Annotated in this window: 24 protein-coding genes and 1 pseudogene; 19 read left to right on the forward strand and 6 right to left on the reverse strand. The window is 41.3% G+C overall.

Going from position 1 to position 26,844, the window contains the following annotated elements; genetic code table 11:
• Positions 1–13 precede the first annotated feature (13 nt).
• Together M0R79_RS02530 and ribH are read left to right on the forward strand one after the other, a co-directional pair.
• A complete protein-coding gene (locus M0R79_RS02530) occupies positions 14–1,222 on the forward strand; it encodes a bifunctional 3,4-dihydroxy-2-butanone-4-phosphate synthase/GTP cyclohydrolase II (RefSeq protein ID WP_248416561.1) in 1,209 nt (402 codons plus the stop codon).
• Between the two features lie 15 nt (positions 1,223–1,237).
• Entirely contained in the window at positions 1,238–1,708 is a 471-nt protein-coding gene (gene ribH / locus M0R79_RS02535; protein WP_248416560.1) for a 6,7-dimethyl-8-ribityllumazine synthase, read from the forward strand.
• Positions 1,709–1,977: 269 nt separating this feature from the next.
• On the opposite strand, the gene M0R79_RS02540 is transcribed toward ribH, so the two are convergent.
• Together M0R79_RS02540 and M0R79_RS02545 are read right to left on the reverse strand one after the other, a co-directional pair.
• On the reverse strand, positions 1,978–2,535 hold the full coding sequence (locus tag M0R79_RS02540; RefSeq protein ID WP_248416559.1) for a chromate transporter: 558 nt from the start codon (positions 2,533–2,535) through the stop codon (positions 1,978–1,980).
• Between the two features lies 1 nt (position 2,536).
• Positions 2,537–3,103, reverse strand: coding sequence for a chromate transporter (locus M0R79_RS02545; protein ID WP_248416558.1), 567 nt, complete (start codon positions 3,101–3,103; stop codon positions 2,537–2,539).
• Positions 3,104–3,435: 332 nt separating this feature from the next.
• Here M0R79_RS02545 and M0R79_RS02550 point away from each other — a divergent pair, with 332 nt between their 5' ends.
• The 10 genes from M0R79_RS02550 to M0R79_RS02595 all read left to right on the forward strand — a co-directional run bounded on the left by M0R79_RS02550 (position 3,436) and on the right by M0R79_RS02595 (position 13,933).
• Entirely contained in the window at positions 3,436–4,875 is a 1,440-nt protein-coding gene (locus tag M0R79_RS02550) for a carbon starvation CstA family protein (RefSeq protein ID WP_248416557.1), read from the forward strand.
• Entirely contained in the window at positions 4,875–5,036 is a 162-nt protein-coding gene (locus M0R79_RS02555) for a hypothetical protein (RefSeq protein ID WP_248416556.1), read from the forward strand. Before M0R79_RS02550 ends, M0R79_RS02555 begins: the two co-directional genes overlap by 1 nt.
• Before the next feature lie 267 nt (positions 5,037–5,303).
• The gene (locus M0R79_RS02560) at positions 5,304–6,959 is read left to right on the forward strand and encodes an ABC transporter substrate-binding protein/permease (protein ID WP_248416555.1); all 1,656 of its coding nucleotides are present in this window, start codon (positions 5,304–5,306) and stop codon (positions 6,957–6,959) included.
• The gene (locus M0R79_RS02565; protein WP_248416554.1) at positions 6,952–7,722 is read left to right on the forward strand and encodes an amino acid ABC transporter ATP-binding protein; all 771 of its coding nucleotides are present in this window, start codon (positions 6,952–6,954) and stop codon (positions 7,720–7,722) included. The genes M0R79_RS02560 and M0R79_RS02565 overlap by 8 nt, the downstream gene beginning before the upstream one ends.
• 458 nt (positions 7,723–8,180) lie before the next feature.
• The gene (gene coaBC / locus M0R79_RS02570) at positions 8,181–9,392 is read left to right on the forward strand and encodes a bifunctional phosphopantothenoylcysteine decarboxylase/phosphopantothenate--cysteine ligase CoaBC (protein WP_248416553.1); all 1,212 of its coding nucleotides are present in this window, start codon (positions 8,181–8,183) and stop codon (positions 9,390–9,392) included.
• 192 nt (positions 9,393–9,584) lie between these two features.
• Positions 9,585–10,505 (forward strand): peptidase U32 family protein, encoded by a 921-nt coding sequence (locus tag M0R79_RS02575; protein ID WP_248416552.1) that lies wholly within the window; start codon positions 9,585–9,587, stop codon positions 10,503–10,505.
• 13 nt (positions 10,506–10,518) lie between these two features.
• Positions 10,519–11,760, forward strand: a complete 1,242-nt coding sequence (locus M0R79_RS02580) for a peptidase U32 family protein (RefSeq protein WP_248416551.1) — start codon at positions 10,519–10,521, stop codon at positions 11,758–11,760.
• 9 nt (positions 11,761–11,769) lie between these two features.
• The gene (locus M0R79_RS02585; protein WP_248416550.1) at positions 11,770–13,248 is read left to right on the forward strand and encodes an SLC13 family permease; all 1,479 of its coding nucleotides are present in this window, start codon (positions 11,770–11,772) and stop codon (positions 13,246–13,248) included.
• Between the two features lie 11 nt (positions 13,249–13,259).
• Positions 13,260–13,538 carry a chorismate mutase gene (locus tag M0R79_RS02590; protein WP_092572106.1) on the forward strand — a complete coding sequence of 93 codons (279 nt, stop codon included), beginning with the start codon at positions 13,260–13,262 and terminating at the stop codon, positions 13,536–13,538.
• 74 nt (positions 13,539–13,612) lie between these two features.
• Positions 13,613–13,933, forward strand: coding sequence for a heavy metal-binding domain-containing protein (locus M0R79_RS02595; protein WP_092572108.1), 321 nt, complete (start codon positions 13,613–13,615; stop codon positions 13,931–13,933).
• A 187-nt stretch (positions 13,934–14,120) separates the two neighbouring features.
• On the opposite strand, the pseudogene M0R79_RS02600 reads toward M0R79_RS02595, so the two are convergent.
• Positions 14,121–15,294: pseudogene (locus M0R79_RS02600) on the reverse strand (IS256 family transposase).
• A gap of 207 nt (positions 15,295–15,501) precedes the next feature.
• Here M0R79_RS02600 and M0R79_RS02605 point away from each other — a divergent pair.
• From M0R79_RS02605 to M0R79_RS02630, 6 genes are all read left to right on the forward strand, one after another.
• Positions 15,502–16,077: a SpaA isopeptide-forming pilin-related protein gene (locus tag M0R79_RS02605; protein WP_248416549.1), complete on the forward strand. Its 576-nt coding sequence runs from the start codon at positions 15,502–15,504 to the stop codon at positions 16,075–16,077.
• On the forward strand, positions 15,998–17,821 hold the full coding sequence (locus M0R79_RS02610) for an MSCRAMM family protein (RefSeq protein ID WP_259560940.1): 1,824 nt from the start codon (positions 15,998–16,000) through the stop codon (positions 17,819–17,821). The genes M0R79_RS02605 and M0R79_RS02610 overlap by 80 nt, the downstream gene beginning before the upstream one ends.
• Positions 17,822–17,947: 126 nt before the next feature.
• Positions 17,948–18,013, forward strand: coding sequence for a hypothetical protein (locus M0R79_RS09340; protein WP_375163577.1), 66 nt, complete (start codon positions 17,948–17,950; stop codon positions 18,011–18,013).
• Positions 18,014–18,191: 178 nt separating this feature from the next.
• Complete coding sequence (locus M0R79_RS02620; protein ID WP_092572745.1) at positions 18,192–18,584, forward strand: GtrA family protein; 393 nt, start codon at positions 18,192–18,194, stop codon at positions 18,582–18,584.
• 15 nt (positions 18,585–18,599) lie between these two features.
• Complete coding sequence (pgfS, locus tag M0R79_RS02625) at positions 18,600–19,556, forward strand: glycosyltransferase PgfS (protein WP_092572744.1); 957 nt, start codon at positions 18,600–18,602, stop codon at positions 19,554–19,556.
• Positions 19,540–22,221 (forward strand): YfhO family protein, encoded by a 2,682-nt coding sequence (locus tag M0R79_RS02630; RefSeq protein ID WP_248416546.1) that lies wholly within the window; start codon positions 19,540–19,542, stop codon positions 22,219–22,221. Before pgfS ends, M0R79_RS02630 begins: the two co-directional genes overlap by 17 nt.
• A gap of 209 nt (positions 22,222–22,430) precedes the next feature.
• Here M0R79_RS02630 and M0R79_RS02635 read toward each other — a convergent pair whose 3' ends face one another.
• The 3 genes from M0R79_RS02635 to M0R79_RS02645 are packed head-to-tail and all read right to left on the reverse strand — an operon-like array spanning position 22,431 to position 24,966.
• Entirely contained in the window at positions 22,431–23,072 is a 642-nt protein-coding gene (locus M0R79_RS02635) for a response regulator (RefSeq protein ID WP_248416545.1), read from the reverse strand.
• A complete protein-coding gene (locus M0R79_RS02640; protein ID WP_248416544.1) occupies positions 23,053–24,201 on the reverse strand; it encodes a sensor histidine kinase in 1,149 nt (382 codons plus the stop codon). Before M0R79_RS02640 ends, M0R79_RS02635 begins: the two co-directional genes overlap by 20 nt.
• A 39-nt stretch (positions 24,202–24,240) precedes the next feature.
• Entirely contained in the window at positions 24,241–24,966 is a 726-nt protein-coding gene (locus tag M0R79_RS02645; RefSeq protein ID WP_259560948.1) for a YggS family pyridoxal phosphate-dependent enzyme, read from the reverse strand.
• A gap of 170 nt (positions 24,967–25,136) precedes the next feature.
• Here M0R79_RS02645 and M0R79_RS02650 point away from each other — a divergent pair, with 170 nt between their 5' ends.
• Positions 25,137–26,609 carry a L,D-transpeptidase family protein gene (locus M0R79_RS02650; protein WP_248416543.1) on the forward strand — a complete coding sequence of 491 codons (1,473 nt, stop codon included), beginning with the start codon at positions 25,137–25,139 and terminating at the stop codon, positions 26,607–26,609.
• Positions 26,610–26,844: the final 235 nt, after the last annotated feature.

A 26,844-nucleotide genomic window follows, 5' to 3' on the forward strand; every position in this document is an offset into this window, starting at 1 on the left:
AAAGGGGATTACCATGGCGATTGAACAAGTGGAACAAGCGATAAAAGATTTACAAGCAGGGCGAATTATTCTGGTCACGGATGACGAAGATCGGGAGAATGAAGGGGATCTAATTTGTGCGGCTGAGTTTGCTACTACTGAGAATGTTAACTTTATGGCGACCCATGCCAAGGGATTAATTTGTATGCCGATGACTAAGGAGATTGCTGAGCGCTTAAATTTTCCCCAGATGGTCACTCACAACACTGATCATCACGAAACAGCCTTTACTGTGTCGGTTGATTATTGGCAGACCAGTACGGGAATTTCCGCTGAAGAAAGAGGTTTAACCGCACGAATGGTGGTGGATGAAGCCAGTACAGCTCGTGACTTCCGTCGCCCTGGTCATATGTTTCCATTAGTGGCTAAACCAATGGGAGTCTTAGAACGAAATGGTCATACCGAAGCTACCGTTGATTTCTTGCGTTTAGCTGGATTGAAAGAATGTGGACTCTGCTGTGAAATCATGGCTGATGACGGTCGGATGATGCGCTATCCGCAACTCAAGGCGTTTGCTCAAGAACATCAAATAACCATGGTGACGATTAAAGATTTACAAAAGTATCGCAAAATTTATGACGAGCTTTTAGTATGTAGCTCGATCAGCGCCATGCCGACTAAATATGGAGACTTTGTAGCCCATTGCTTTGTCAATCAAGTGAATCAAGACCATCATGTGGCCCTGGTCAAAGGAGATATTTCTAGTGGTGAAAATGTACTGTGTCGGGTTCATTCTGAATGTTTGACCGGCGATGCTTTTGGCTCCTTGCGCTGTGATTGTGGTCAGCAATTAGCTGCAGCCATGCAGGCGATTAACCAAGAAGGACGTGGTATTTTACTTTATATGCGCCAGGAAGGTCGGGGGATTGGTCTGGTCAATAAGTTACAGGCCTATGCCTTGCAAGATCAGGGGCTAGATACTTTACAGGCTAACCATGCCTTGGGCTTTGCGGGAGATTTAAGAGATTATTATGCCGGGGCTCAAATTTTACGGGCTCTAGGAGTTAAGAGCTTGCGCTTACTGACTAATAATCCGGACAAGGTCTATCAATTGGAAGAATTCGGCCTCAAGATTACTGAGCGCTTACCAATTATTATGCCGGTTACCCCTTTTGATCAGAAGTATTTACGTACCAAGCAAGTCAAGATGGGTCACCTGTTGAATATCGCTGAAGGACAATAAGAAAGGAAGCATAGAATGACTGTATATGAAGGTAGTTTAGTGGGACGCCAACTTAAAGTGGCGATTGTCGTTGCTCGATTTAATGCTTTTATTACTGAGCGATTACTTGCTGGAGCACTGGATGCTCTGAAACGCTCTGAAGTAGCCGAAGAAGACATTGATATTTGTTGGGTGCCTGGGGCTTTTGAAATTCCATTAGTAGCGGCCCAATTAGCCCAACAAGATAAATATGATGCCATTATCTGTCTGGGAACCGTCATCCGCGGGGCAACCAGTCATTATGAATATGTCTGTGCCGAGGTTTCTAAGGGCTGTGCGCAAGTTTCTATGCAGTATCAAATTCCGGTCCTCTTTGGCGTATTAACGACCGAATCAATTGAACAAGCGATTGAACGCGCAGGCACTAAGGCTGGAAATAAGGGCTTTGAATGTGGCCAAGCTGCCGTTGAGATGGCCAACCTGATGCGCCAAGTCCAACAAAACTAAGCAAAAAAGACTGGCTAGCTCACGAAGTAAAGCAACACAAAATGATTGTCTATTTACTTAAAATTATAGGGTTGAGGGAAGATGAATACTTCCTACAACCCTATTTTTTACGTTATATTTTGGAATCATGTATCTTGCTAAGGCAATTAGCTTCGTTCGCAGGTTAGATTTTTGTTTGACTCTTATCATGCAACGAAACAATGAATCTCGCTGCCTCAATCAAATTTTTGCGGTGAATTATTTTTTCAATTTATTCTAGCACCCAATCTTTATTGATAAATAACGGCGCCGAGAATTCCCGTGGCAATAATAATCAGAATCGGGTTGATTTTTATTTTTCGTTGGATGAATAGAGCTGCTAGAAAGATAAAGACGGCAATCCAATTGATATCCTGAAGATTACTGCTGATACCAGCTTCGCCCCAGAAAGCCAGGATGACAATGGCCGAGCCAGCAGTAGCGATTAAAGAGACCACTGCGGGTCGCAGTCCTGAGAGTACCCCTTGCATTAAGCGTAAATCCTTGTAGCGGAAGTAGAACCAGGCGAGAGCAGAAATAATAATACAAGAGGGTGCGATACAACCCAGCGTAGCCACGATGGCTCCTGTTGGACCAGCGAGCCGGGTGCCGACAAAAGTAGAAGCGTTAATCGCGATCGGACCTGGGGTCATTTCGGCCATGGTTAATAAATCGGAGAATTCGGCGATCGTCAGCCAACCATGCCCTTCGACAATAGCCGATTGAATTAAGGGTAACGCCGCCATTCCCCCGCCAAAGCTTAAGAGGCCGATTTGAAAGAAGGCGATAAATAAATCAATCAGTAGCATCTTATAATCCTCCTTCCTGGAAATGAATCAGCGTTCGTAGGGCACCTAGAAGGCCACAAACTAGAATAATATAAACCACATTAATATCAAAGACGAAAGTCGCCAGGAAAGCGCCAACCATAATCGCAATCGAGAGCAAGGATCTCTCTTTGATGACATTCTGTCCCATATTCAAGACGACATTGATGATAATAGCAGCGACCCCCGCTTGCATCCCTTTGAGGACCGCTTTGACAAGCGGATTATCACGGAAAACTTGATAGAAGTATGATACCACTGACATGATGATGAGGGGGGGCAGAATGGTTCCCAGTAAAGTTACAATTGCTCCAGCCAGTCCGGCAATTTTGTAACCTAAGATAATCGATGTATTCACGACAATCGGCCCGGGTGCTGATTGGGCGATGGCCACCATATTCAACATTTCCTTCTCTTCAAGCCAGCCCAAATCTTCGACGAATTTTTCTTTCATTAAAGGAACGATGATATAACCGCCACCAAAGGTAAAAGAACTAAGCATAAAGGTCGAGCTGAATAATTTCATCAGTACTTTTCGTTTATCTTCCATTAAGAACCTCCTCGAATCAATGAACTGAATCTTTAGCTATCATTATAGCGGTCTACAGCCAATAAATAAAATGTTCTAGTAACTTCACAAAAATCAAGCCTTAGAAGTTGTTATAGGATAAAAAAATTTTTCGTAATTAATAATAAGTAAATTTGGCTCTAAGTGCTCAAATGCGTCCTATTGAAACAGCTCTATAAACTGTTTATGAGAAATAAATGAGTAGATTTCACCGTAAATTCATGATAAAGTAGGCCTAATTAACAAATGATGCAACATATTTATCGAATAGGTTGAGTCAAATTTGTTAAATTAATTTAAAAAGGAGAGCCATGATGATAACTTTTATTTTATCTTGTATTGCGTTAGCTGTGGGTTATTTTGTGTATGGCAAATTTGCTGATCGAGTCTTTGGAACGGATCCTAATCGGGAAACGCCAGCAGTTTCAAATTATGATGGAGTCGACTATGTTCCCTTGCCTTTATGGAAATCATTCTTAATTCAATTCTTAAATATAGCCGGAACCGGTCCAATCTTTGGTGCGATTGCTGGGGCCATGTGGGGACCTTGGGCCTTTGTCTGGATTGTCTTTGGTTGTATCTTCGCGGGAGCGGTTCACGATATAATGATCGGCATGATGTCGGTTCGCTCCAATGGGGCTTCCGTCTCCGAATTAGTCGGCGAAAATTTAGGTGAGACAGCACGTTGGGTGATGGTTGTCTTTTCAATAGTCTTATTACTCTTGGTTGGTGTCGTCTTCGTTTCTTCACCGGCTGACTTATTGGCCAATCTAACTCAATGGAATCGTTGGTGGTGGGTTGCAGTTATATTAATTTATTATATTGTGGCGACGATTTTACCAATCGATGCGATTATCGCTAAAATTTATCCAATTTTCGGAATCTCATTAGTTTTAATGGCAGTGGGTATTGTCGGTGGAATGATCTTGAATGGAAGTTTCGCTGAAATTCCTGAGTTCGCTTTTACCAACCCTCATGTTGATGGGGTATCTGTCTTTCCTTATGTATGTATTTCGATTGCTTGTGGGGCTATTTCTGGTTTCCATGCAACGCAGTCACCACTAATGGCGCGGACAATTAAGTCTGAAGCTGAAGGTCGACGTGTCTTCTATGGTGCAATGATCACCGAGGGTTATGTTGCATTGATCTGGGCGGCAGCCGCGATGACGTTCTTCGGCGGCTTAGAAGGTTTAGCAGCGGAAGGTGGTAAGGCTGCAGTCATTGTGAATAAGATTTCGCAAGGATTAATGGGTCGTACCGGGATGGTCTTAGCCATCTTGGGTGTGGTTGCTTGTCCAATCACTTCGGGCGATACAGCGTTTCGTTCTATTCGACTGATCATTGCCGACACTTTCAAAATTCCACAAAAAGCAATCCGTCAACGTTATATGATTGCTTTACCATTATTTGCCATTGCGATTGCTTTGCTTTTTATTGATTTCAATATTATTTGGCGCTATTTCTCCTGGTCTAACCAAACCTTAGCTGCGATTGCTTTGTGGGCAGCAGCAGCTTACCTGAAGAAAAATAGTCGACAATATTGGGTAGCCGTGGTGCCTGCGATGTTCATGACCGTGGTTGTGACATCCTACATTATTATTGCGCCGGAAGGATTTGGGGCCGTTTGGGGAGCCAATACCCAACTCGCTGAGATGGTTGGACTGATTGCTGGTATAGTTGTCATGGTTATTTGTAGTCTTGCTTTCATGCGGACTGACTTTAAGAAGGAGGGCTTACCATCACAGATATCATAATGCCCATCATTGTTATGGGTCTCGTCATTGGCTTAACAATCTTTGTTAAAGATAGTCGGAAGAAACACGGGGTAGAATTTGGCCGGTCATGTTCGGCCCGCCCCTTGGATGCAGATTTAAATAAGAAGCATCAAGAAAGTAAATCAGAATCCACTAAATAAGTCTGACAAAATTTCATTTACCGCTTGGAAAAGTTCAACCTTTTCTTGGCGGTTTTTTTGATGGCTGACTTTATTAAAAGAGTCCGCTCAAGCTCCCGGCTAAAAGATCGTCTGATCAATCGAAAAAATTTATTCACTGAATATTTTAAAGAAAATCTTAATCAAGGCCGTCATGTAAGCCTTTTACTTGACTTTGAGGTCTTGAAATCGTGCAGCAATCCAGGTATATTGAAGTCTACAACAAAATCAAAGACAAGGAGGAGACGAATGAAACGTCGTTGGCTAAGAAAAATTCAACTGATTGTGACTTGTATATTCGGTTTAGGACTGGCTTATCAACCGATAGCTGGGCTAGCTCAAACAGAAGATGCACAATCAAAGACTCAAGTAGAAATAAATGAGGGCTTGGAAGCCAAGGGAATCCTCCGTGTCGGTATGGAAGCGAATTATGCACCTTTTAATTGGTCCCAGCCATCTGATTTAAATGGAGCGGTTGCTGTTTCAAATTCACCCGGTGAATATGCGAATGGATATGATGTACAAGTCGCTAGAAGGATTGCCGACCAACTCGGCTTAGAACTAGAAATTGTTAAATTAGAATGGGATGGTTTACCACCGGCCCTGACTTCAGGTAAAGTCGACGCCATCATTGCCGGAATGTCAGCTACTCCCGAGCGTAAGAAAGAAATTGATTTCACTGAAAATTATTATGACAGTCAAATGGTTCTCGTCGTACGCAAAGATAGTTCCTACGCTACGGCCAAAAGTTTAGCCGATTTTAAAGGGGCGAAAGTAACCGGTCAATTAAATACCTTTCACTATGACTTAATTCCCCAAATTCCTCAAGTCCAACAACAAACGGCGATGGATTCCTTCCCGACCATGATTTCATCGGTCTTATCTGGCAAATCCGATGCCTATGTCTCTGAAGAACCTGGAGCCATGGCTGCTGTCGCTGCCAACTCAAAGTTAACTTATGTGAAATTTGCCGATCAGCAAGGATTTGACTTAACCGATTACGATACGGGGATTGCGATTGGCATAAGAAAAGGCAGTCCATTGACTCAACCTTTTAACCAAATTTTGGCAGAATTCGCTAATGAAGATCGTGACAAATTAATGAAGGACATGGTTCAACTTAACCTTCGTCAAGAGGATCCAAGTTTCTGGGATGAAGTAGTCTCTCTATGGAATAGTTATGGCAATCAATTCCTAAAGGGAGCTGCCAACACCATGCTGATTGCTTTGGTATCGACCATTGTGGGATCACTGATTGGTCTGGTAGTGGCGGTGATTCGTTCAATGCGCAGTCAATTTAAGAAAGGGCGTCCGGCCTATTACTTGTATCGAGTGATTGATTTTCTTCTAGTCGCTTATATCGAGATTTTCCGGGGGACCCCAATGATGGTGCAAGCCATGTTGATTTTCTATGGTTTGAAGCTCTTTTTCAATATTGATTTGTCTTCGATGACGGCAGCTTTCTTGATTGTATCGATTAACACCGGTGCTTACTTATCTGAAGTCATTCGCGGAGGTATTCATGGCGTGGATAAGGGCCAATATGAAGGAGCCAAAGCGATTGGTATGACCCATACCCAAACCATGCGCTATGTGGTATTGCCTCAAGCAATTCAATCGATTCTGCCCACCTTGGGAAATGAATTTGTGATTAATATTAAGGATACCTCAGTGCTGAATGTAATTGCAGTGACCGAATTATTCTTCGTAACGCGATCTGCAGCTGGTTCAACTTACTTAACTTTCCAGGCCTTTTTTATCACTTCTATTATTTATTTTGTATTGACGTTTGTAACTACACGAGTATTAAACTTAATTGAGAAAAGTCTGTCAGGAACCGACTCCTATACCGTCAAGCAGTCGTCTTCGACAACAGCCGTGAGAGGGGTGAAGACCAATGACTAATCAACTAGCAAGTATCCTCGAAGTGTCCCATCTGTCTAAACAGTTTGGCGACCATGTGGTATTGAAAGATATCGATTTCTCAGTGAATAAAGGCGAAGTCATTTCGATTATTGGCTCTTCTGGCTCAGGAAAATCTACCCTCTTACGGTGCTTGAATCTTCTGGAAGAACCTTCAGGGGGCGATATTCTCTATCAAGGGACTTCGATCTTAGACGCAAATTATAAGCAAAATCATTTCCGCGCCGAAGTCGGTATGGTATTCCAACAATTTAATCTCTTTAAGAACATGAATGTGTTGAAGAATTGTACCTTGGGACAAATCAAAATCTTAGGTCGCTCTAAAGAAGAAGCGGAACAAATTGCCTTAGCCAATCTTGAAAAAGTAGGCATGGCCCCTTATGTCGATGCCCGGCCTAACCAATTATCTGGTGGCCAACAACAACGGGTAGCCATTGCCCGTGCCTTATCGATGAATCCTGAAGTTTTACTCTTTGACGAACCTACTTCAGCCTTAGATCCGGAGATGGTTGGCGAGGTCTTAGATACCATGACTCAGTTGGCGCATGAAGGGTTGACCATGATTGTAGTGACTCATGAAATGGACTTTGCCCGCGATGTTTCAACTCGGGTGATCTATATGGACCAGGGAGTGATCGTCGAAGACGGACCGGCGGTTCAGGTGATTAATCATCCACAACACAAACGAACTCAGACCTTCTTGGCACGTTACCATGGTGATCAAGCTCGTAAGGAACAAGACTAAATAGTTTTGTTCTAAACATCTTGTTGGTCAAACTTTGTTGCTCGTAGCGATTTGTACTCTTATTGAGATCAGAGATTTGCTAAAGTTTTGACAAGAGACGACAGCAATAACCATTTAATTTAGGTCAATTTAACAAAGATTTCAAGAAAGATTATCCACTAGACAGGCTCGGCAGTTTTCTGCTTGAGCAAAGGTCTGGTGGATTTTTTGCGTTGAGGATAAGTTTTGCTAGTCTTTGTCAAAAAACTGATGATCAAGAAATCGACACCGTGAAAAAATATTATAATATTATAATAAGAAGAAAGTCATCCTTTTTGGGATATTTTTTGTTATGATGGGTTTGACTTGTCTGATTAAGCAAGATTTTGTTGTCGACTTAATTCAATCAGAGAAATGGGCAGGCGTCATTAATTAGTGTATAATCATTAAGATAAAAGAATTTTATGAGGGAGCGAATCATGTTAGAAGGATTAAAGATAGCCGTCTATGTGAGTGGCGGTATAGCAGCTTACAAGATTCCAGATTTCGTCAGATCCTTGATCAAGGCTGGGGCTCAGGTTCGGGTAGCGATGACGCCGGCAGCAGAACAATTTGTCACCCCGTTTACCTTTGAAGTCTTAACTAAATATCCGGTCTTAAGAGATCAGTCCACTTATCCCGATCCAGTTGGTCATATTCATTTGGCAGATTGGCTAGACTTGGCCATCTTAGTACCTGCTACAGCCAATAGCCTAGGGAAATTGGTCCATGGGATCGCTGATAATGAAGCCCTTGCATCGCTACTGGCCTGTAATCGACCTTGTTTAATTGTGCCGGCGATGAATAATAAGATGTGGGATCACCCAGCGACCCAACGAAACATTGAGCAATTACGTCAGGATGGTTATTATGTTCTTGACCCGGCTAAAGGATTCCTAGCAGAAGGCTATGAAGGTAAGGGACGGATGCCAGAAGGTCAAGAAATTCTTCAAGCGGTCATGGCTTTAGCAGCTATCAACCAGCAAGATCAAAGACTAGATTTAACAGGACAAAAAATTGTGATTTCAGCCGGAGGGACCCAGGAAGCCATTGATCCAGTTCGTTACATATCGAATCATTCCAGTGGCAAGATGGGCTTGGCTATTGCCCATGTCGCTGCCTTGGCCGGAGCCCAGGTCACTTTAGTCCGTACTCCAAGTGCCCGCAATCTGGCAGTGATTCCTGAAATTCAGTTGATTGATGTCGAGGATGCCCGCCAATTGCAGACAGCGATGACTGAAGAAGTACAAGAAGCAGACATGGTTGTGATGGCCGCAGCGGTCTCAGACTATCGGCCAGCTCAAGTAGCAGACCAAAAGATTAAGAAAGATAAGAGCCAAGTTTCAAATGATTGGCACCTTCATCTAGTTGAGAACCCTGATATCTTAGCTGGACTACCTAAGGACCGGGCTCTGGTTATTGGTTTTGCGGCGGAAACTCAGGATGTTGAGAAAAATGCGACGGCTAAGTTAGTTCGTAAGGGTGCTGATATGATTGTGGCCAACGATGTTAGTCGGGCAGATATTGGCTTTGGCACCGATCAAAATGCGGTGACTTTAGTTACCCATCAAGATAAACGCCGCCTCGCTAAAGCTTCGAAATTCCAAATTGCCTGGGCCATCTTAGATATGGCACAAGGCATTCAAAAATAAATTAAAACTTACGGACAAAATATCGTAAATAGTTCCCTGATTTCAGATGGATAATGGAACTGTTTGCGATATTTTTATATTGTCTTCGATTAAAGGGTTTCCATTCGCTAGGAAAGGGAATAAAGGATTGAATCTAAATTCTTTGAGCATTATAATTGACAATGACACTTTTTATCTGATAGGAGGGATTGGATGATTAAGCTGATTGCAACAGTGGAATCTATCCAACAAGGCCGAGACTTATTGGCCGCAGGCGTCGACTGCCTTTATTTTGGTGAGGATCGTTTTGGTTTACGTTTACCATATTCGTTTAGTCGTGAAGAACAAGCAAAGTTAACTCAACTGGCTCATGAAGCTGGCAAAGAAGTATCTATTGCTTTGAATGCTATTTTCCATAATGAGGGAATTGAACAAGTTCCTGAATATCTTGAGTTTGTCAAAGAGATTGGCGTAGATAGTGTTACCTTGGGTGACCCGGGTGTGATTCAAAAGATGAAACGCCATGATTTATTGATTCCTTATCGTTATGATGCCCAAGTAGTTGTGACCAATTCAAAACAAATTAACTTTTGGGCCAAGCGCGGAGCAATTGGAGCCGTCTTGGCTCGGGAAATTCCACGTGACGAACTAAAAGTCTTAGCCCGAGAAGTCACGGTGCCAGTAGAAACGCTAGTCTATGGAGCGACTTGTATCCATCAATCAAGACGACCTTTATTAGAAAATTACTTCAATTATATTTCTAAGAAAGAATCGGTGGGCCGGGATCGCGGTTTATTCTTATCAGAGCCATTGAAGAAGGAGACCCATTACTCAATTTACGAAGACGATAATGGCACTCATATCTTTGCGAACAATGATATCTCTATGGTAGAACATCTGGATGAACTATATCAGATGGGTTTGAGAACTTGGAAATTAGACGGACTCTTTAGCCATCCGGATCAATTTGTAGAAATTGCTTCAGCCTTTAATCAAATGAGACAAGCGATTGAGGCAGGTCAGTGGAATCAAGAGAAATCTGCTCATTATCAAACGCTCGTAGCCAGTCTTCATCCCGCTACACGGGGGCTCGATACTGATTTCTACGAGAAAGATCCTAAAGAGATAGTCTAAGAGAGGTGTAAGTATGACTGAAATTAAATTAAAAAAACCAGAAATTCTAGCGCCAGCTGGAACCTTAGAGAAATTAAAGACAGCCATTCACTATGGGGCAGATGCCTGTTATATTGGGGGCGAAGCTTACGGTTTACGGAGTCGAGCTGGGAATTTTAACTATGAAGAAATGGCGGAAGCTGTTGAATTTGCTCACAAACGTGGGGCAAAAGTCTATCTCGTTGCCAACATGATCACACATGAGGGCGATGAAGTAGGCTCAGGAGAATTCTTCCGCACGGTGCGTGATTTAGGGATTGATGCGGTCTTAATCTCAGATCCAGGACTGATTCAAATTTGTGTGTCTGAAGCGCCAGGCTTGCCAATCCATTTATCAACTCAAGCTTCAGCCACCAATTATGAAACGCTCAACTTTTGGGCTGATGAGGGACTTGAACGGGTCGTCTTGGCGCGTGAAGTTTCAATGGAAGAGATCCGTACCATGAATGAAAAAGTAGACGTAGAAATTGAAGCCTTCGTCCATGGGGCCATGTGTATCTCTTATTCTGGACGCTGTGTCTTATCTAACCATATGTCGCAACGGGATGCCAACCGAGGAGGTTGTGCCCAGTCTTGTCGCTGGAAGTATGGACTGTTCGATATTGATACTGAAGGTATTCGTCATCATGTCGGCGCCGGCGAAGAAGGTATCCGCGAGAAATTCGCTATGTCCTCCGTTGACTTGGCGATGATTGAACATATCCCCGACTTAGTTCAAGCTGGTGTAGATAGTCTGAAGATTGAAGGGCGCATGAAATCCATCCATTATGTGTCAACGATTGTGAATGTCTATCGGGCGGCCGTCGATGCCTATTGCGAAGATCCTGAGCACTATGAATTGAAGCAAGAATGGGTTGACGAATTATGGAAGGCTGCCCAACGTGAATTATCGACAGGTTTCTTTTATGGTACTCCTACTGAGAATGAACAATTATTTGGTCGTCGACGTCGCATTCCTCATTATAATTTTGTCGGTCAAGTTCTTGACTACAATCCTGACACCGGCATTGCCACCATTCAACAACGGAATAAGTTCGTTGTCGGCGACACCGTCGAATTCTATGGACCAGGGATGCGTCATTTCCAACAAGAAGTGCGCCAATTATGGGATGAAGATGGTTTGGAAATTATGGAAGCCCCTCATGCGATGATGATTTGTCAGTTGAAAGTCGATCAAGCAGTCGAACGCTTTGATATGATGCGCAAGGAGAAGTAAGAATTAGCCATGTCATTAAATCAAGATAAAGTGTATTATTCATTATCTCAAAAAGTCGTGATGGTTCTTTCTTTGTGTTTATTGTTGAATAGCTTTTTGATTCAAGTTTATGATTGGCAGTGGCTAAATTTTACCACTGATCAATTCTCGCTGATCTGTATTTTTATCGGTAGTTTATTGTTATGGTTGTTTGTTGCTCTGGATTGGCCCAGTTTACTCACCTTATTGGCCTTGTCATTTATTGGCGATTACGATTTGGCCAAAATTGCCAGCCTTTCCTTTGGTAATAGCACTTTTGTCTTTCTATTTCTAACCTTTATTGTGACGGCTGCTTTGAATCAGACTAGCTGTCTTAGTCGTTTGACCGCCTGGGCCTTGAACCAAGCCTGGGTCCAAGAGCAGCCCCGGCGATTTATTCGGGTGATGTTGTTAGTCTTTCTGGCTTTGGCCATGATATTCTCGCCTTCAGTCTTATTTATGTTTGTCTTTCCGATTTATGAAGAACTGTGTCAGCAATTTAACTGGCAGAAGGGTGAATCCTCAGCAGCTTATTTATTATTTGCAGTGTATGCTACTTTAGCCATCGGCACAGCCATGACACCGATTAACCATGTCTTTGCAATTACGGCGATGGGGATTTATCAATCCGCTAGTGGTCAAGGTATTAGTAACTTTCAATATATGCAAATAGGGATTCCTACAGGTTTGCTGATTTTTGCTGTACTTTTGTTAAGTTTGCGCTATGTTTTCCCATTGAAAATTGATAAAATGCATATATCAGATATAAAAAGTATTCAAGTTACGGGTAGACTGACCCTCAGAGAAAAAATAGTCGGTGCTTTATTCTTACTGATGGTAGCTTTATGGATTTTGCCAGAGTTGATGACCGGGCTTTGGCCAGCATTTAGTTTAATGATAAAAAACGCTGGCATCGTCTTTCCGCCATTATTGGTTGCAATATTAATGGCAATGATTGTAATCGATGGTGAACCACTACTGAATATTCCGCAAACGATGAGTAAAGGTGTTCATTGGCCAAGTCTCTTGTTGGTTGCAGCGACCCTCTGCTTGGGATCGATTATTGCGAGTCCGGAATTGGGACTGGTCGACTTGATTAATCAGACTTTCAGTACTTGGTTCCAAGGTTTACCCGTCCTACTATTCATTTTGTTATTTGTAGTTTGGGCCGGTCTACAAACCAACTTGTCGTCGAATTTGGTTACCGTCTCCATGGTCACGACGGTTGCAGTCAGTCTGATCGGCAGTTCAGCCATGCAAGACATTCACTTAAATGTCTTAGCCTGCCTCATCGGTTTAATGGCTTCCTTGGCCTGGATGACACCACCGGCCATGCCATATGTGGCGATTTCAATCGGTAGCGGTTGGATTCATAGTCGGCAAAGTTTAACTCTCGGTTTGTGGCTCTTGTTTTGGAGCATTCTTATTGTCAGTTTCATCGCTTATCCATTAGGGATGGTTTTAATTTAAGGGGGAAGAACATGTTTGAAGATTATCGTCAGCAGATAAATCAAATCGATCAGCAAATGGTCGGCTTGTGGGAAGAACGGATCAAGATTGTCGAAGAAATTGCAGCCATTAAGCAAGCTCAAGGGATGGAAGTTCTCGATGAAGAACGTGAAATAAAGGTCATCGAACAGGCCAAATCTTATTTGTCAGACCCTGATTTGTCCCCTCTATTAGAAGAGTTTATGCAAGAGGTACTCAGATTATCTAGAAAACATCAAGTCACTTGGATGAATCAACACGAAGAAGAATAAAATCAGACCTAGGGTGGATTCTAAGAAATCGTTAACATGACATAATATAGTAAATTTAACTAAGGAGTGAGGCTATGTTATTAACTACAACACCATCTGTCGAACACCGCAGTATTAAAGAATACAAGGGAATTGTCTTCGGTGAATCGATTACTGGGATTAACTTTCTAAAGGATTTTTCAGCAGGATTGCGCAATGTCTTTGGTGGACGGTCAAAAGGCTATGAAGAAGAATTAATCCGAACTCGCCAAGAAGCCATGATGGAAATGGAAATGCGAGCCAAAGATTTAGGCGCAGAAGCCGTGATTGGCATTGAATTTGATTATTCCATGCTGGGCTCTGATAATGGCATGATGATGGTGACTTGTACCGGCACAGCCGTCACTTTTGAATAGAAGATAAATAACTAACAGCCTTCGGGCTGTTCAGACTTAAGACAAACTTTGATGATGTAGGATTTCATCGTCAGGGTTTGTCTTTTTGATTGTAGAGGATTCCTAAATAAAAATAATGATAGTTTACATATTCATTAGTCAAGTCCATAATCTTGTGTAAAATATATTACAATGTTTCACCGGTCTTTTACTGATCAAACTTAATATACTTTCTTGTCGAACTAAGCCATTCTTCATGCATGTCCATAAGAATAGTACCTATTAATCGATTGGCTGAAGCTCGATTGGGGAAGATACGAATGATTTTTTCTCTTCTACGGATTTCTTGGTTCAATCGTTCAAGAAGATTGGTGCTTTTCAGTCGGGTGTAGCCATTCCCGATGACGGTATATTGAAAGGCATCTTCAAAGCCACTATCCAAGCTCTCGCAAGCTTTTTTTATATTTGGGTTGTTCGATATAGTCATCAACGATTCTATTTTTGGCCGCTCGGGCTAAGTCGATATCCGTAAACTTAAAAATAGCTTTGACAGCCTCTCTGAAAGGTTTTGAATTTTTCTTAGGAATGGTCGTAAAGATATTCCTTAAGAAGTGAATCTGGCATCTTTGCCAACTAGCGTTGGTAAATGACTTACGAATCGCAGTTACTAATCCTTTATGGGCATCAGAAATAATGAGTTCAGTTCCTTGTAAACCGCGTTCCTTGAGGTATTCAAAGAAAATCGACCAGGTGTCCTCACTTTCTTCATTCTGAATCATGAAGCCAATAACCTCACGCTCGCCGTCTTCGGTTATTCCGATGGCGATATGACAACTTTTAGAGAGTACTCGGTGGTCCTCGCGGACTTTTAAATAGAGTACATCAGTCATCACACAAGGATAATTCCTACCTGAGAGTGACCGGTTTTGCCATTCGTGGACCATCGGGTCTAACTGTTCTGTCAGGCTGGACACAAAGGATTTTGAGACAGATTTTCCACAGAGTTCCTCAACAATTTTCGAAACTTTACGTGTAGAAACACCAGAGACATACATCTCCAACATGGAGGCGAGCAGAGCCTGTTCGTTTCGTTGATAACGTTCAAATACCGTCGGTGAAAATTCACCATCACGAGTTCTGGGCACTTTTAAATCCAGTGTTCCTACCCGAGTAGTAAATTCTCGCTCATAATAGCCGTTTCTTTGACTTTGCCGACTTTTTGAACGTTCATACGCATCGGCTTGAATATATTCTGTTCGTTGATTTTCCATCAATTGGTTGAAAACAGTAGTTAAAATCTTTTTAGAAACATCATCATTAACTGATCGTTCAATAATGTTTTGAACCTCTTCGCTGTTCAGTGTAAAATGTACTTGGGTCATGTAAAGTCCTCCTGGGTATGTTTTTGTGGTTAAAAACATTGTACCGTAAAAAGGGCTGCTACATGGCCTTTTGTCTTTTACACAATTATATGGACTTTATCAATTCTTTGGTATTATAATTTTGATAAAGTTGGTTAGCAATAGGAAATTTTTTGTCGAATTGTGATGAAACTTATAGGAAATTTAAGGAGTATTAGGAGGAGTATAATGAAAATTAGTCATAAACTTAGGAAATATTTGTCGGGAATAATTTTGTTATTGGCTTTGGTGTTTATACCTTTAACTATTATTAAAGCTCAAGATAGTGAAAGTAATCTAGGTACAGAAAATACGACCATGGATAATCAAGCAACAAGTGAGGAAACTGAGACAGAATCCGCAACTCAGACAGAAACTTCTAATGAAGAATTATCTTCAGAATCGGATGTTATTCCTACAGAGCCAAAGCTGTTAACTGTTTATAAATACGGCTCATTAACTAAATACCCTTTATCTGGTGCTCAATTTGAACTTTATGGATTGGAGCCTGAAATTTATTCTTCTTTGGAGACAAATCACAAAGACACTTTACCGAAAATAAAAGAAACAATTCCATTTTTAACGAAATTTATGGATTCAATGTATGCAAAAGTATTTGCGCAAGAAACGAATGCAGATATTCCAGCCGGAAATATTCTATTAGATACTTTTTACACTGATGAGAATGGGAAATTTACTACTTATCTTTCCCCCGGGACCTATTATCTTAGAGAATTATTCCCCAATCGGGTATTTGCTGAATGAAGAAGTGTATGCCATCGAGATTAGTGACCAAGATGTAGAAATCTCGATTCCTAACGATCCTGATCCAAATTATTTTTCAACGGTTACCTTAACAAAAATTGATAGAATGACCGGAGAACCGATTCCGAATGTTGAGTTTGACTTATATTCTTATTTTGATGAAGGTGGTGGAAGTGGTTCATTTATTTATCCGAATCAAGATGAAGAGTTAAAACTTCAAGGAAATACCCCTTGGTATGCAAGTATTCTTAATGGTTTTTATCAAGAAGCAAATGCCCAAGATACTCCAATGGAGGGTGCACAATATATCGGTCGCTATAAAACAAATGAATTAGGTCAAATTATTATTGATTTGCCGCAAAACAGATGGTATTTTTTTAAAGAAGTAAAACCTGCCCCGGGATACGAATTAAATTCTGAACCAGAGTATTTCTATTTATCAGATTTTTCAATTGATTTAATCGTTAATAATATTAAGGAACCTAAAAATTTAACCATTAAGAAATATGATTCGATAACCAAACAACTATTGTCCGGTGCGATTTTCGAAATTTATGGACCAAGAAAAGAAGAGGAAATTTACACTAAAAATTTATATTCCCAAGATTCTGATAGAGATATACCAACTAAAAAAGATAGGATTCTATTTTTAACTAAATTTATTGACTCTGTTTATTCTGAGGTTACTGCACAAGAAGTTCTTTCTGATATTCCTGAAGGATTTGAACTTTATCAAGAGGTATGGATATTTGAAACGGGAGTCACTAATGTTGATCTTTCGCCGGGGACTTACTATATTAAAGAAGTATCTCCTCCGTTCGGTTATCAAATGAATGATCAAATTTATAAGGTTGAGATTAGCGATAAAGATGTAGAAATCTCAATACCTAATGATCCGGATCCGGAGGTGACTCAACGTGTAACTATTAATAAAGTCGATTCGATAAGCAAAAAGCCTATTCCAAATACGGTATTTGAATTGTATATCTGGCATAAAGAAGCTGGGGGATCAGGTTCATTCAATTATCCTGATGATAATGAGAAAATTAAACTCCAAGGAAATAATTCTTGGTATGCTAGTATTCTAAATAATTTCTATCAACATGTATCAGCTGAAGAACTTCCAACAGATGGAATCAGCTATGTAGGACAATATACGACTGATGAACTGGGTCAAATAATACTTAATTTACCGAAAAATTGGGATTATATTCTAAAAGAGGTTAAATCATCCCCGGGATATTTACCAAACGAATCTCTGCAATATTTCTTTGTAGGAGAAGATCCAGTTACTGTGGATATTGAAAATACACCTGATCCGACGATTACGACGGAAGCACCAACAACGACGACGGAAGAACAAACAACCACCAGTGAGTCGTCGACTACGGAAGAAGTAATAACGACGACCGAAGTTTCAACAACTACCGTGGAAGTAACGACGACGATCGAAGCTCCAACGACTACCACAGAAGAAGTAACGACCACGACGGAGACAACGACAACGACGCTGGAAGAATCAACGATCACGACAGAGGAAGTAACGACTATGACTGACTCTACGACAACTACAACTGAGGCGACGATAACCACGACGGAAGCTTCAACGATTATGACAGAAGACCCAACAAACACGACTTCACTTGGGACAACAACTGAAGAAGAAATAAGCATTCCTGGAGTTGTGATTACCACTATAGATCAATCAGGAACTAGCACTACGTCTTCTGTTGCTTCCGAATAAAGTCAAGTAAATAATGACTCAACGACGACCGAACGGGCGGGAATCGTGGTCATGCCAAAGGAAACCTCTACCGAATCAGACAAGAATGAGCTACCAGAATCTGGTGAAAAATCAACCCCTTGGGCTATGATGGTCGGACTTGTCTTAGCTGCATTAGGACTTGTATTCTTCATGAAAGATCGAAAAGCATAATAGTGTTTGTTACCAAATTCAACCACCATGCAAAACTTTGTTTTGATGGTGGCTTTTTTAATGAAGAAACGATAGGGTATTCCACAAATTAAGGTTAGCTTTGCAAGATTTTTCGTCTAATCTATGAGATAATAGCCAAGTATGAAAGCTTATTGTAGATGATAGGAGACGGGTAGAGATGTCTAAGAAGTTACAGGCACAGATTATGAAATTTGTCTTTGTAGGTGGAACGGCCACCCTGTTAGATATGGGGATATTATACGTGCTCAATCAGTATTTTGGCGTCTACCATCTGATTGCTGCCACCATCGCTTTTGTGGTAGCGACTTTCTATAATTATTATTTGTCGATGAAATTTGTCTTTCAAAGTAAATTTGGCAATGAAGATCGACATAAGGAATTTATTGCTTTTTTTGTATTAAGTTTGTGTGGTCTGGGTATTACCATTCTGGGAATGTACTTAATGGTCGATATTATGAATTTACCAGTAATGCTGGCTAAAATTTTAGTCGGTGTAATTGTAATGACCTTTAACTTTGTTTCACGGAAAATCTATTTTGAACAAGCTTAGGAAGAGGGCGACATTGTGTTATTGACGATTTTGATTCCTTTTTATAATGAGGAAGAAGTTATTGATAAGACGCATCAGGTCTTGAGCCAGGAAGTAGACAAACTCGATCCTGTTCAAGTTGAATTATTATACGTGAATGATGGGAGTCGTGATCAAACTCTGGCTAAGATGCGGAAGATTGCTCAGTCTGATTCGCGGGTTCGTTATATTTCTTTCTCACGGAACTTCGGCAAGGAAGCGGCCATGTTAGCTGGTCTCGAGCATGCACGTGGGGATGCTGTCATTATTATGGATGGTGATTTACAGAATCCTCCCCATTTGATTCCCAAGATGTTGGCTAAGTATCAAGAAGGTTATGACTTAGTTAATGGCAAGCGGACGCGTGAAGGGGACGACATGAAGACGTCTTTCTTTGCCCAAATGTTTTACAAAGTGGCCAATAATGTGATGGATGTGACCTTAACCGATGGGATTTCTGACTTTCGTCTTCTGAGTCGGCGCGCAGTGGATGCCTTGGTCTCACTACAAGAATACAACCGTTTCTCCAAGGGCTTGTTTTCTTGGATTGGTTTTAAGTCGACCACGATTGAATATGACAATGTCTTACGAGAAGCTGGCGAAACCAAGTTTAATTTCAAGAAATCTATGAATTACGCTATTGATGGTATTCTTTCTTTTAATGACAAGCCATTGCGTTTGGTCTTTAATCTTGGCTTATGCTGTATCTTGATTGGTGGCCTTTATTTATTCTGGTTGTTAATTTCTTATATTATGAATCCAGAGACAGCCGTCGATGGTTATTTCACGACAATTTTCACGGTGGTCCTTTTTGGTGGGGTTCAGTTGGTTTCTTTAGGGGTCTTAGGCGAATATATTGGTAAGATCTTCTATGAGGTTAAACACCGTCCCCATTACTTGATTAGTGAGAGTAATCTGAAGGAGGAGGTTGAGCATCTTGAGCCGAAAGCATAAAATTCTAATCGGATCGACCCTGCTGCCCATGCTAATTATGCTGATTGGCTGGGTCATCAATGATTATTATCCTTTTGGAAATAAGTCACTGATGGCGATTGACTTTAGCCAACAGTTTATCGACCTCTATGTCTCGCAAAAAAGGGCGCTCTTATCAGGCGACTTTACCGCTTTCTTTTATTCTTTCTCAAAATCCATTGGGGGAAATATGGTCGGCAGTTGGGCTTATTATCTTTTCAGTCCTTTTAATCTGTTTTATATTTTATTGCCGACGTCGATGATTGTGGAAGCTGTATTTTGTACAGTGATTTTCCGTTATGGTCTGATTGGGTTCGCTATGGCCTACTTCTTAATTAAACGCCATCGCGCTGTACAATATTCACCATATTTAACCATCAGTTTGGCAACGATCTACACCTTAAATGGCTACAATGTCTCTTATCAAATGGTGCCAATTTTTTATGATGCCATGTGGATGCTGCCCTTTATCCTAATTGGCTTAGAAGAGTTGCTCGACGGTGGCAAACCTTATAAGTATTGTCTGCTACTAGCCTTTATGATATTTATTCAATTTTATATGGGCTATATGATCTGTATTTTTATTGTTCTTTATAGTATCTTCTATTTAATATGGCAGAAAAAAGAGCAAAAATGGCGGGACTATCTGCCAAAGATTCTACCACCTATTGGTCGCCTAGCATTTTATTCTATTCTGGCTGTCTTGTTAACTTCGGCCGTCTTTGTGCCCAATGTCTTGAACTTGATTGAATCGAAAGCAGCTGGCGCCAACTCGCTAAAGTTCGCTTGGGAATTACAGATTGAGCCTTTAGATATCTTAGCCAAGTTAAATATCGGTGCCTTTGATTCGGAGTCCTGGCCATTTGGCCCAAATTTGCCTAATATTTATGTAGCCTCGCTTGGCTTAGTCGGTGCCCTGTATTATTTCATGACCGACAAGATTCGTTGGTCAGAGAAGTTAGCGGCCTTCTTTGTCATTTTGGTCTTTTTTGTTTCAATCGTTCATGAGTTTACTTCCAAACTCTGGCATATGGGACAAAATCCTGCCGGCTTCTTTTATCGCTTTTCTTGGTTATTGGCTTTCTTTTTAGTATTTCTAGCTTATCGCGGATTAAAGGATGCTTCCTTTAAAGCCTATCAGGTGTTATTTGGCTTAGCGGCGATTCTCTTGATGCAGGCCTATGTTTTCCAACTTGACTTTAGTTTCTTAACGTCGGGCCAAAAATATGTATCAACGGCTTTGTTCATTCTCATCTGGTTGCTGCTATATTTCCTTGGCAACCGCTCTTGGCAGTGGCTACTGGTGCTATTAATTAGTGCGGGTGAATTAGGCGCCAACGCGGTGATTTCTCAAGGTCGAATTAATTATTCAGATGCTTATAAATTTCAAAATGCCGTCCAAGTAATTGACGAAGCGATTGATCCCATTCGACCTAACCATCAAGACTTCTACCGAATTTCTAAGTCATTTACCCGGTCGAAGAATGATCCCATGATGTTCGACTATCCAGGCTTAACCCATTTCTCTTCAAGTCTAGAAGTCTCTACGCGCAAACTATTAGAGCATTTAGGTTCAAACGCGGTAGACGCTTCCACAACTTATATTGGTACGCCACTGACGGACGGTTTGTTCGCGGTTAAGTATTTTATTCAGAACCATCCTTACGATACTGGAAGCACGGCCTTAAACGAGAAAACCTATTTCTTTGGCAATGATGTCACTCGTAAAGACCTGACCCAGGCTGATAATTTTGTCAGTGCCACAGAACGCTTTGAGACCTATCAGGTTCCAGCCAGCTTACCTCTCGGTTTTGGCGTTTCGGATCAGTTGATTGGTCTGGAATTGAAAGCTAACCAGCCGGTACAAAATCAGGAATTAATCATGCAAAGCATGACACCGTCGGATAAGGCCTATGCAACGCTGATGGCTCCAAATACTGTGGAAATGGATAATCTTAAGGTTCGCGAGGTCAATGGTCGTAAGTATTATCAACGGATTGATTCAAGTCAGGAAGGACGCCTACGTTGGAAGTTCATTCCACAAAGTAATGGCACATACTTTGCTAGCGTGCCATTAGATTTATCGACCCGAGAAGATGATTTCTCCTTTGCCATTAATGGGGAGAAGTTAGCCATCCGCAAGAAATTTGTGGCTGATCAGCTCTTTAATTTGGCTGACCAAGTACAAGGTCAAGAACAAAGTTTCGAAGTGATCTTCAAGACGGATAAAGAAGTCGACTTGAGTCGCTTGTATTTAGCCCGTTTTGACCGAGATGCGATTTATCAACTGCTCAAGAGCAAAGAAGCTGAAGGTTGGCGCATTGATTCTTGGGGCAATAATCAGGTGAAAGGCCAAGTAACCCTGGAAGGAGATTCTCAATGGCTATTCACTTCAATTCCTTATGATGAAGGTTGGCAAGTCAAAGTTGATGGCAAGGCGGTCAATCCAGTGAAAGTTTGGGACGCTCTATTGGCCGTCCGCATGTCGCCGGGCACACATCAGGTTGAAATGGTTTATTACCCCAAAGGCTTCCTGATCGGCGTGGGGCTTAGCGTTCTCAGTCTCCTGTTATTTATCTATCTCGCAAGATCGGGCCGAGAAAAGGATTGGCCAAGCAGGCAAAGCTATGTTATTGAGGAAGGCTAGGAGAGTGTCATCATTGATTCGATCAGATAAAAAACATCAAAGCTACAAATTTTGATTTTTCCTATCTCTTGTGAAAAAATTAGAGAAAAATAATACGTATAAAGCCAAAAAGACGACCTGTTCAGGACAGCATTCTGTGTTCCTGGGCAGGTCGTTTTACTTTGTTAATTCTTTGAATGATGTTCAATTGTTTAAGCTTATGATGAAGCTTACTTGCTTTGTTTGTAATAATAGATGGCTAACTGGGTTCGATCACGGAGGTCTAATTTTTCTAAAAGCTGGGAAATATAATTACGTACGGTGCCTTCGCTGAAATGCATGACTTCCGCAATTTCTTTATTATTAAGTCCTTGAGCGACCAAATAAAGTAATTCTTGCTCTTTGGCATTGAGGGTGGATTGTTCAAGACCAGTTTTATCAGCTTCTCGGGAGATAAAGTCGGGCACCTTGGCCATAATTTCACGACCAAAGACACTCTGACCTTCTTGTACCGCTCGAAGCGCTGGAACCAGACTTTGATAGTCGGTCTTTAATAAGTACCCTTGAGCCCCAATTTTCAGGGCTTTGACAATATAATCATCTTCTTGAAAGGTAGTGAGGAAGATAATCTTAGCTTGATTGTCTAGCTGAAGAATTTGCTCACCAGCTTCTATCCCATTCATTAACGGCATCCTGATATCCATTAATATCAAATCGGGCCGAGTTTGCTGGAATAGATCAATGGCTTCTTGGCCGTTCTGCCCAATAGCCACAATCTTCATCGAGTCAGTATCTTCTTGACTGGCGATTTCAATAATGGTTTTTAGGCCACTGGTTACCAAGGGATCATCATCAACGAGGAGAATCTTCATAAGTTTCGAACTCCTTTCTAAGGGGGATACTAATAAATACACGGAAGCCGGCTTGTTGATTGATATAAAGTTGACCTCCCATCTGATCAACCCGTTCTTCAATATTGATTAAACCAATTCCAGGGGGATTCGTTTGCTTGGCCGGATTTCCTTGACCATTGTCGGTAATTAAATAGGTTACTTGTTGGTTGAGTTCACGGATAAATAATTGAATCCGGCTAGCTTGGGCATGTTTACGAATATTAGTCAGGCATTCTCGACTGATGGCTAACAAGTGGTGGCTAACTTGACTATCGAGTGGACTATCGACTTGGTAATGATAATGGATATGATATTCAGGATAGTCTGCAATGAGCTGTTGAAGTTCACGGTCCAAATCGATACTTTGGGCATGCTGCGCATGAATAATCGAGCGGACATTGGCCATCGAGGTCTGTAAAGTTTGGTTAATGTGCTGAATCTTATCTGTAATCAGTGGATCATGAATAATCATTTCTAGGGCGCCCAATTGAATAATACTCGCTGAAAGCTGATGACCTAATAAATCATGAATTTCTTTGGTGATACGGCGCCGTTCACAGATGATGGTTTGACTCTCGATATCGTCTTGCAGGCGCAGCAATTGATCTTGCCGTCCCTTGAGCTGTCGGTTCAACCATCTTAAACGATTAATCTGTTCAAAAGCCCGTCGTTCTTCTTCGTTGATTAGCGCCGTTTGTAAGGAAATCAAGGCGAAGAGGAAAGAGAGAAGGCTGATTGACAGCGCCAAGACGAAAGGATAGTGCCAAAGCCCACCGAGAAAAACTAGCAGGAGAGCGTATGGGAAATTATTAGCACGGGAGTCCACATCTAGAAATAAACAGGCAACGAAGAGATAAACATACGGTAGATAAAGGCTTAAAGCAAGAAATAGAATCAGTGTTAGCAATAAGGGACGTTTTTTGATGAAAGTCCCCAAACTAGCCAGCTGATCTAATAAGGGGCTATCTTTTAACCAAAAATAGCTTGCTTGAAGGATTAAGGCCCAGGCTAAATCGACAATCGGGATGAAGGTTCCCTCGTATAAATAAATTAAAGCTAGAATTAATAGATAAGCACAGGGATAGGCAATGAACTTGGTCGATTTCATCGTGGACACCTCGAATACTCCAGAATTTATTTAAGATTGCTATTCAGCGAAGAAAGCCGAACCGATTCTAAGGAAGCTAGTACCAGCTTGAATGGCAGGAACAAAGTCTGCCGACATCCCCATACTTAATTCAGTAAGTGAGCTTTGGCTCGGGTCGTTTTGTTGGATTTGATCTCGCAAATTTCTCAAGGCTTGAAAGATTTCCAGACAGCTTTCCGTACTTGCTCCTTTAGGAGCCATGGTCATTAAGCCAATCGGCAGAATCTTATCAAAATCTTTGATAGCATTGAGAAAGTCAACGAGTTCATGAGGATTTAGGCCACTCTTGCTGGCTTCGCCAGAAATATTAACTTGAACAAAGGATTTAATCGGCCGGTCAGCACGCTTTTGAATTTCTTTGGCCAATTTGAGGCGATCGAGGGCGTGAAAATAGTCGACTTGATTAATGATATCCTTAACGGGGCGTCGTTGCAGGCTACCAATATAGTGCCATATGACATCCGAATGAGCGAAATGTTGATATTTATCTTGAAAGACTTGAGGGCGATTCTCAGCAAAGTCACGAACCCCTAATTGATATAATTCTTCCATCTGGTCAAGATTGGCTGTCTTGCTGACACAGATGAGGGTTGGCGTCTTTTGCTGGTATTGTTGACTGATTTGTTGAATTCGTTCTTTCAAGTGGCGATAGTTATCAGCTAAGGACGACATGGATAAATCCTTTCTATATTTATTTTTTTGTTGACATAATAATGAAACACTCATTTTATATACTAATTTTCTAACTTATGTTATAATTTCACTTGGATATACAAAAGTATATTCAATTTTATTGGGCTAGGGGATGACTAACGTGGTCATCTCCCTTTTGCTATATTCAGCCCATTCTTTATAGTATAATATTATCATAGAAATCCCAAGAAAGGAGGCTAACCATGAGAAATTCATTACCATCATTCCAAAGGTTGTTGGCTAAATTTAGAAGCAAGACTTCCGATAGTTGGCGTCAGTTTAAACGCCCCTCAGCTCGAAATTTAATGAGAAAACCTTGGCTTGTCGGCTTATTGGGTTTAATCTTGTTGATTTATGGGGCTGGCGTCATGTTCTATCAGGGACACTTATTGCCTCGTACATATTTTGCGAATGTGAATGTTTCAGAATTAAACCGACCAGCTGCTGAACAGAAGATCAAATCGAAATTAACGGATATGGTCATTGATCTGCAGGAAAATGGCCAGCAATATGGTAGCCTCCGATTGGGTCAGCTGAGTCCAACAGTAGATGCGAGTGCAGCCATCGACCAAGCATTAAAACAACAAAATCCTTTTTTATGGCCGTTTCATCTGTTTTATAAACAGACCATTGAAGGGGCCGAAACGGCGATAACTTATCAAGAAAACTCTTTAATCGAATTGCTGTCTAAATTGGCAATCAACAATGAGCAACGACCAGCTGCCCAAGATGCCATCATGGTGATGGACGATCAACAAAAAGTTAGTGTCCAAGCTGAGAAGTATGGTCAACAAATATCGCCCGCCAGTCTGCAAACGACCATCAATCAAAACTTAAATACAGGGTCTTTGCAAGTCGATTTGAAACAAGCATATATTCAACCTAAGGTTAAGAAAGATTCCCAGGCTATGCAAGCTCAATTAGACGCCTATCAGAATCTCGTTCAACTTAAAATAACTCATGTATTTGACGGGAATTCCTTGACCATTCCTCAGGAGAAGATCCAATCTTGGATCAGTTTAGATGAGCAAGGTGATATTATTTACGATCAAGAAGCTATTAAAGATTATATCTTTAATCTGAATGAAGAATATACAGCACGTTTCCAACCGCGACAATTTCACTCCACTTATCAAGGAGAAGTGACGATTCAACCGGGAACCTTTGGCTGGTATATCGATGCAGACCAAGAATCTGAAGCTATCATCCAGATTCTAAAAGAAGGCAAGAATATCGAACGAGAACCGGTTATTGTCGGCAAGGGCTACCAGATGGATCCAACAGAAGCGATTGGAAATTCCTATGTCGAAGTCGATCTAGCCAACCAGATGATGCTGATTTATCAAGAAGGGAAGTTAGTCATACAGACTCCGATTGTTTCGGGGAAAATTGGGACTGAAACCATTCCCGGAGCCTACCAAGTTTGGAATATGGAACAAGATACGAATCTCAAAGGCTATAATCCTCATACCCAACGGGATTATGTCCAACCGGTCAAATATTGGATTGCCTTTGATAACCAGGCCCAAGGAATCCACGACGCCATCTGGCAAAGCACCTTTGGTGGTAGCACCTACCAACAATCGGGATCCTTAGGCTGTGTCAATACGCCACTCGATGTCATGAGCCAAGTCTATGATATTGTCGATTATGGCTGGCCAGTCATTGTATTCTAAAGACATCAATAAAGAAACCGCGAAGACCAACGTCAACGCGGTTGTTTTAACATATAAACGAGTAGGTTAAGCTCGCAAATAATAAGAAAATCTAGGTAGCAGACAGAAGCTTTCCTCTTTGTCAGTTGAAATTTGTTTAAAAGACCAAGGCATAAAAAGCAATCGCTTCGGCGACCGGTCTTAATTCATATTACGATTTATTATCATATTTGGATGATAAAGGGAAATAAAAGTT

Source organism: Ignavigranum ruoffiae (assembly GCF_023195815.2).
GTDB lineage: Bacteria > Bacillota > Bacilli > Lactobacillales > Aerococcaceae > Ignavigranum > Ignavigranum ruoffiae.

What these genes read in the sequence shown, in the direction of transcription:
- M0R79_RS02560 (WP_248416555.1), top strand. Translation starts at nt 5,304, where the DNA reads ATGAAACGTCGTTGGCTAAGAAAAATTCAACTGATTGTGACTTGTATA.
- M0R79_RS02590 (WP_092572106.1), top strand. Translation starts at nt 13,260, where the DNA reads ATGTTTGAAGATTATCGTCAGCAGATAAATCAAATCGATCAGCAAATG.
- M0R79_RS02540 (WP_248416559.1), bottom strand. Translation starts at nt 2,535, where the DNA reads ATGCTACTGATTGATTTATTTATCGCCTTCTTTCAAATCGGCCTCTTA.
- M0R79_RS02585 (WP_248416550.1), top strand. Translation starts at nt 11,770, where the DNA reads ATGTCATTAAATCAAGATAAAGTGTATTATTCATTATCTCAAAAAGTC.
- M0R79_RS02620 (WP_092572745.1), top strand. Translation starts at nt 18,192, where the DNA reads ATGTCTAAGAAGTTACAGGCACAGATTATGAAATTTGTCTTTGTAGGT.
- M0R79_RS02575 (WP_248416552.1), top strand. Translation starts at nt 9,585, where the DNA reads ATGATTAAGCTGATTGCAACAGTGGAATCTATCCAACAAGGCCGAGAC.
- M0R79_RS02640 (WP_248416544.1), bottom strand. Translation starts at nt 24,201, where the DNA reads ATGAAATCGACCAAGTTCATTGCCTATCCCTGTGCTTATCTATTAATT.
- M0R79_RS02605 (WP_248416549.1), top strand. Translation starts at nt 15,502, where the DNA reads ATGAAAATTAGTCATAAACTTAGGAAATATTTGTCGGGAATAATTTTG.
- M0R79_RS02650 (WP_248416543.1), top strand. Translation starts at nt 25,137, where the DNA reads ATGAGAAATTCATTACCATCATTCCAAAGGTTGTTGGCTAAATTTAGA.
- M0R79_RS02580 (WP_248416551.1), top strand. Translation starts at nt 10,519, where the DNA reads ATGACTGAAATTAAATTAAAAAAACCAGAAATTCTAGCGCCAGCTGGA.
- M0R79_RS02545 (WP_248416558.1), bottom strand. Translation starts at nt 3,103, where the DNA reads ATGGAAGATAAACGAAAAGTACTGATGAAATTATTCAGCTCGACCTTT.
- coaBC (WP_248416553.1), top strand. Translation starts at nt 8,181, where the DNA reads ATGTTAGAAGGATTAAAGATAGCCGTCTATGTGAGTGGCGGTATAGCA.
- ribH (WP_248416560.1), top strand. Translation starts at nt 1,238, where the DNA reads ATGACTGTATATGAAGGTAGTTTAGTGGGACGCCAACTTAAAGTGGCG.
- M0R79_RS02635 (WP_248416545.1), bottom strand. Translation starts at nt 23,072, where the DNA reads ATGAAGATTCTCCTCGTTGATGATGATCCCTTGGTAACCAGTGGCCTA.
- M0R79_RS02565 (WP_248416554.1), top strand. Translation starts at nt 6,952, where the DNA reads ATGACTAATCAACTAGCAAGTATCCTCGAAGTGTCCCATCTGTCTAAA.
- M0R79_RS02645 (WP_259560948.1), bottom strand. Translation starts at nt 24,966, where the DNA reads ATGAGTGTTTCATTATTATGTCAACAAAAAAATAAATATAGAAAGGAT.
- M0R79_RS02550 (WP_248416557.1), top strand. Translation starts at nt 3,436, where the DNA reads ATGATAACTTTTATTTTATCTTGTATTGCGTTAGCTGTGGGTTATTTT.
- M0R79_RS02555 (WP_248416556.1), top strand. Translation starts at nt 4,875, where the DNA reads ATGCCCATCATTGTTATGGGTCTCGTCATTGGCTTAACAATCTTTGTT.
- M0R79_RS02530 (WP_248416561.1), top strand. Translation starts at nt 14, where the DNA reads ATGGCGATTGAACAAGTGGAACAAGCGATAAAAGATTTACAAGCAGGG.
- M0R79_RS02610 (WP_259560940.1), top strand. Translation starts at nt 15,998, where the DNA reads ATGGGAAATTTACTACTTATCTTTCCCCCGGGACCTATTATCTTAGAG.
- M0R79_RS02595 (WP_092572108.1), top strand. Translation starts at nt 13,613, where the DNA reads ATGTTATTAACTACAACACCATCTGTCGAACACCGCAGTATTAAAGAA.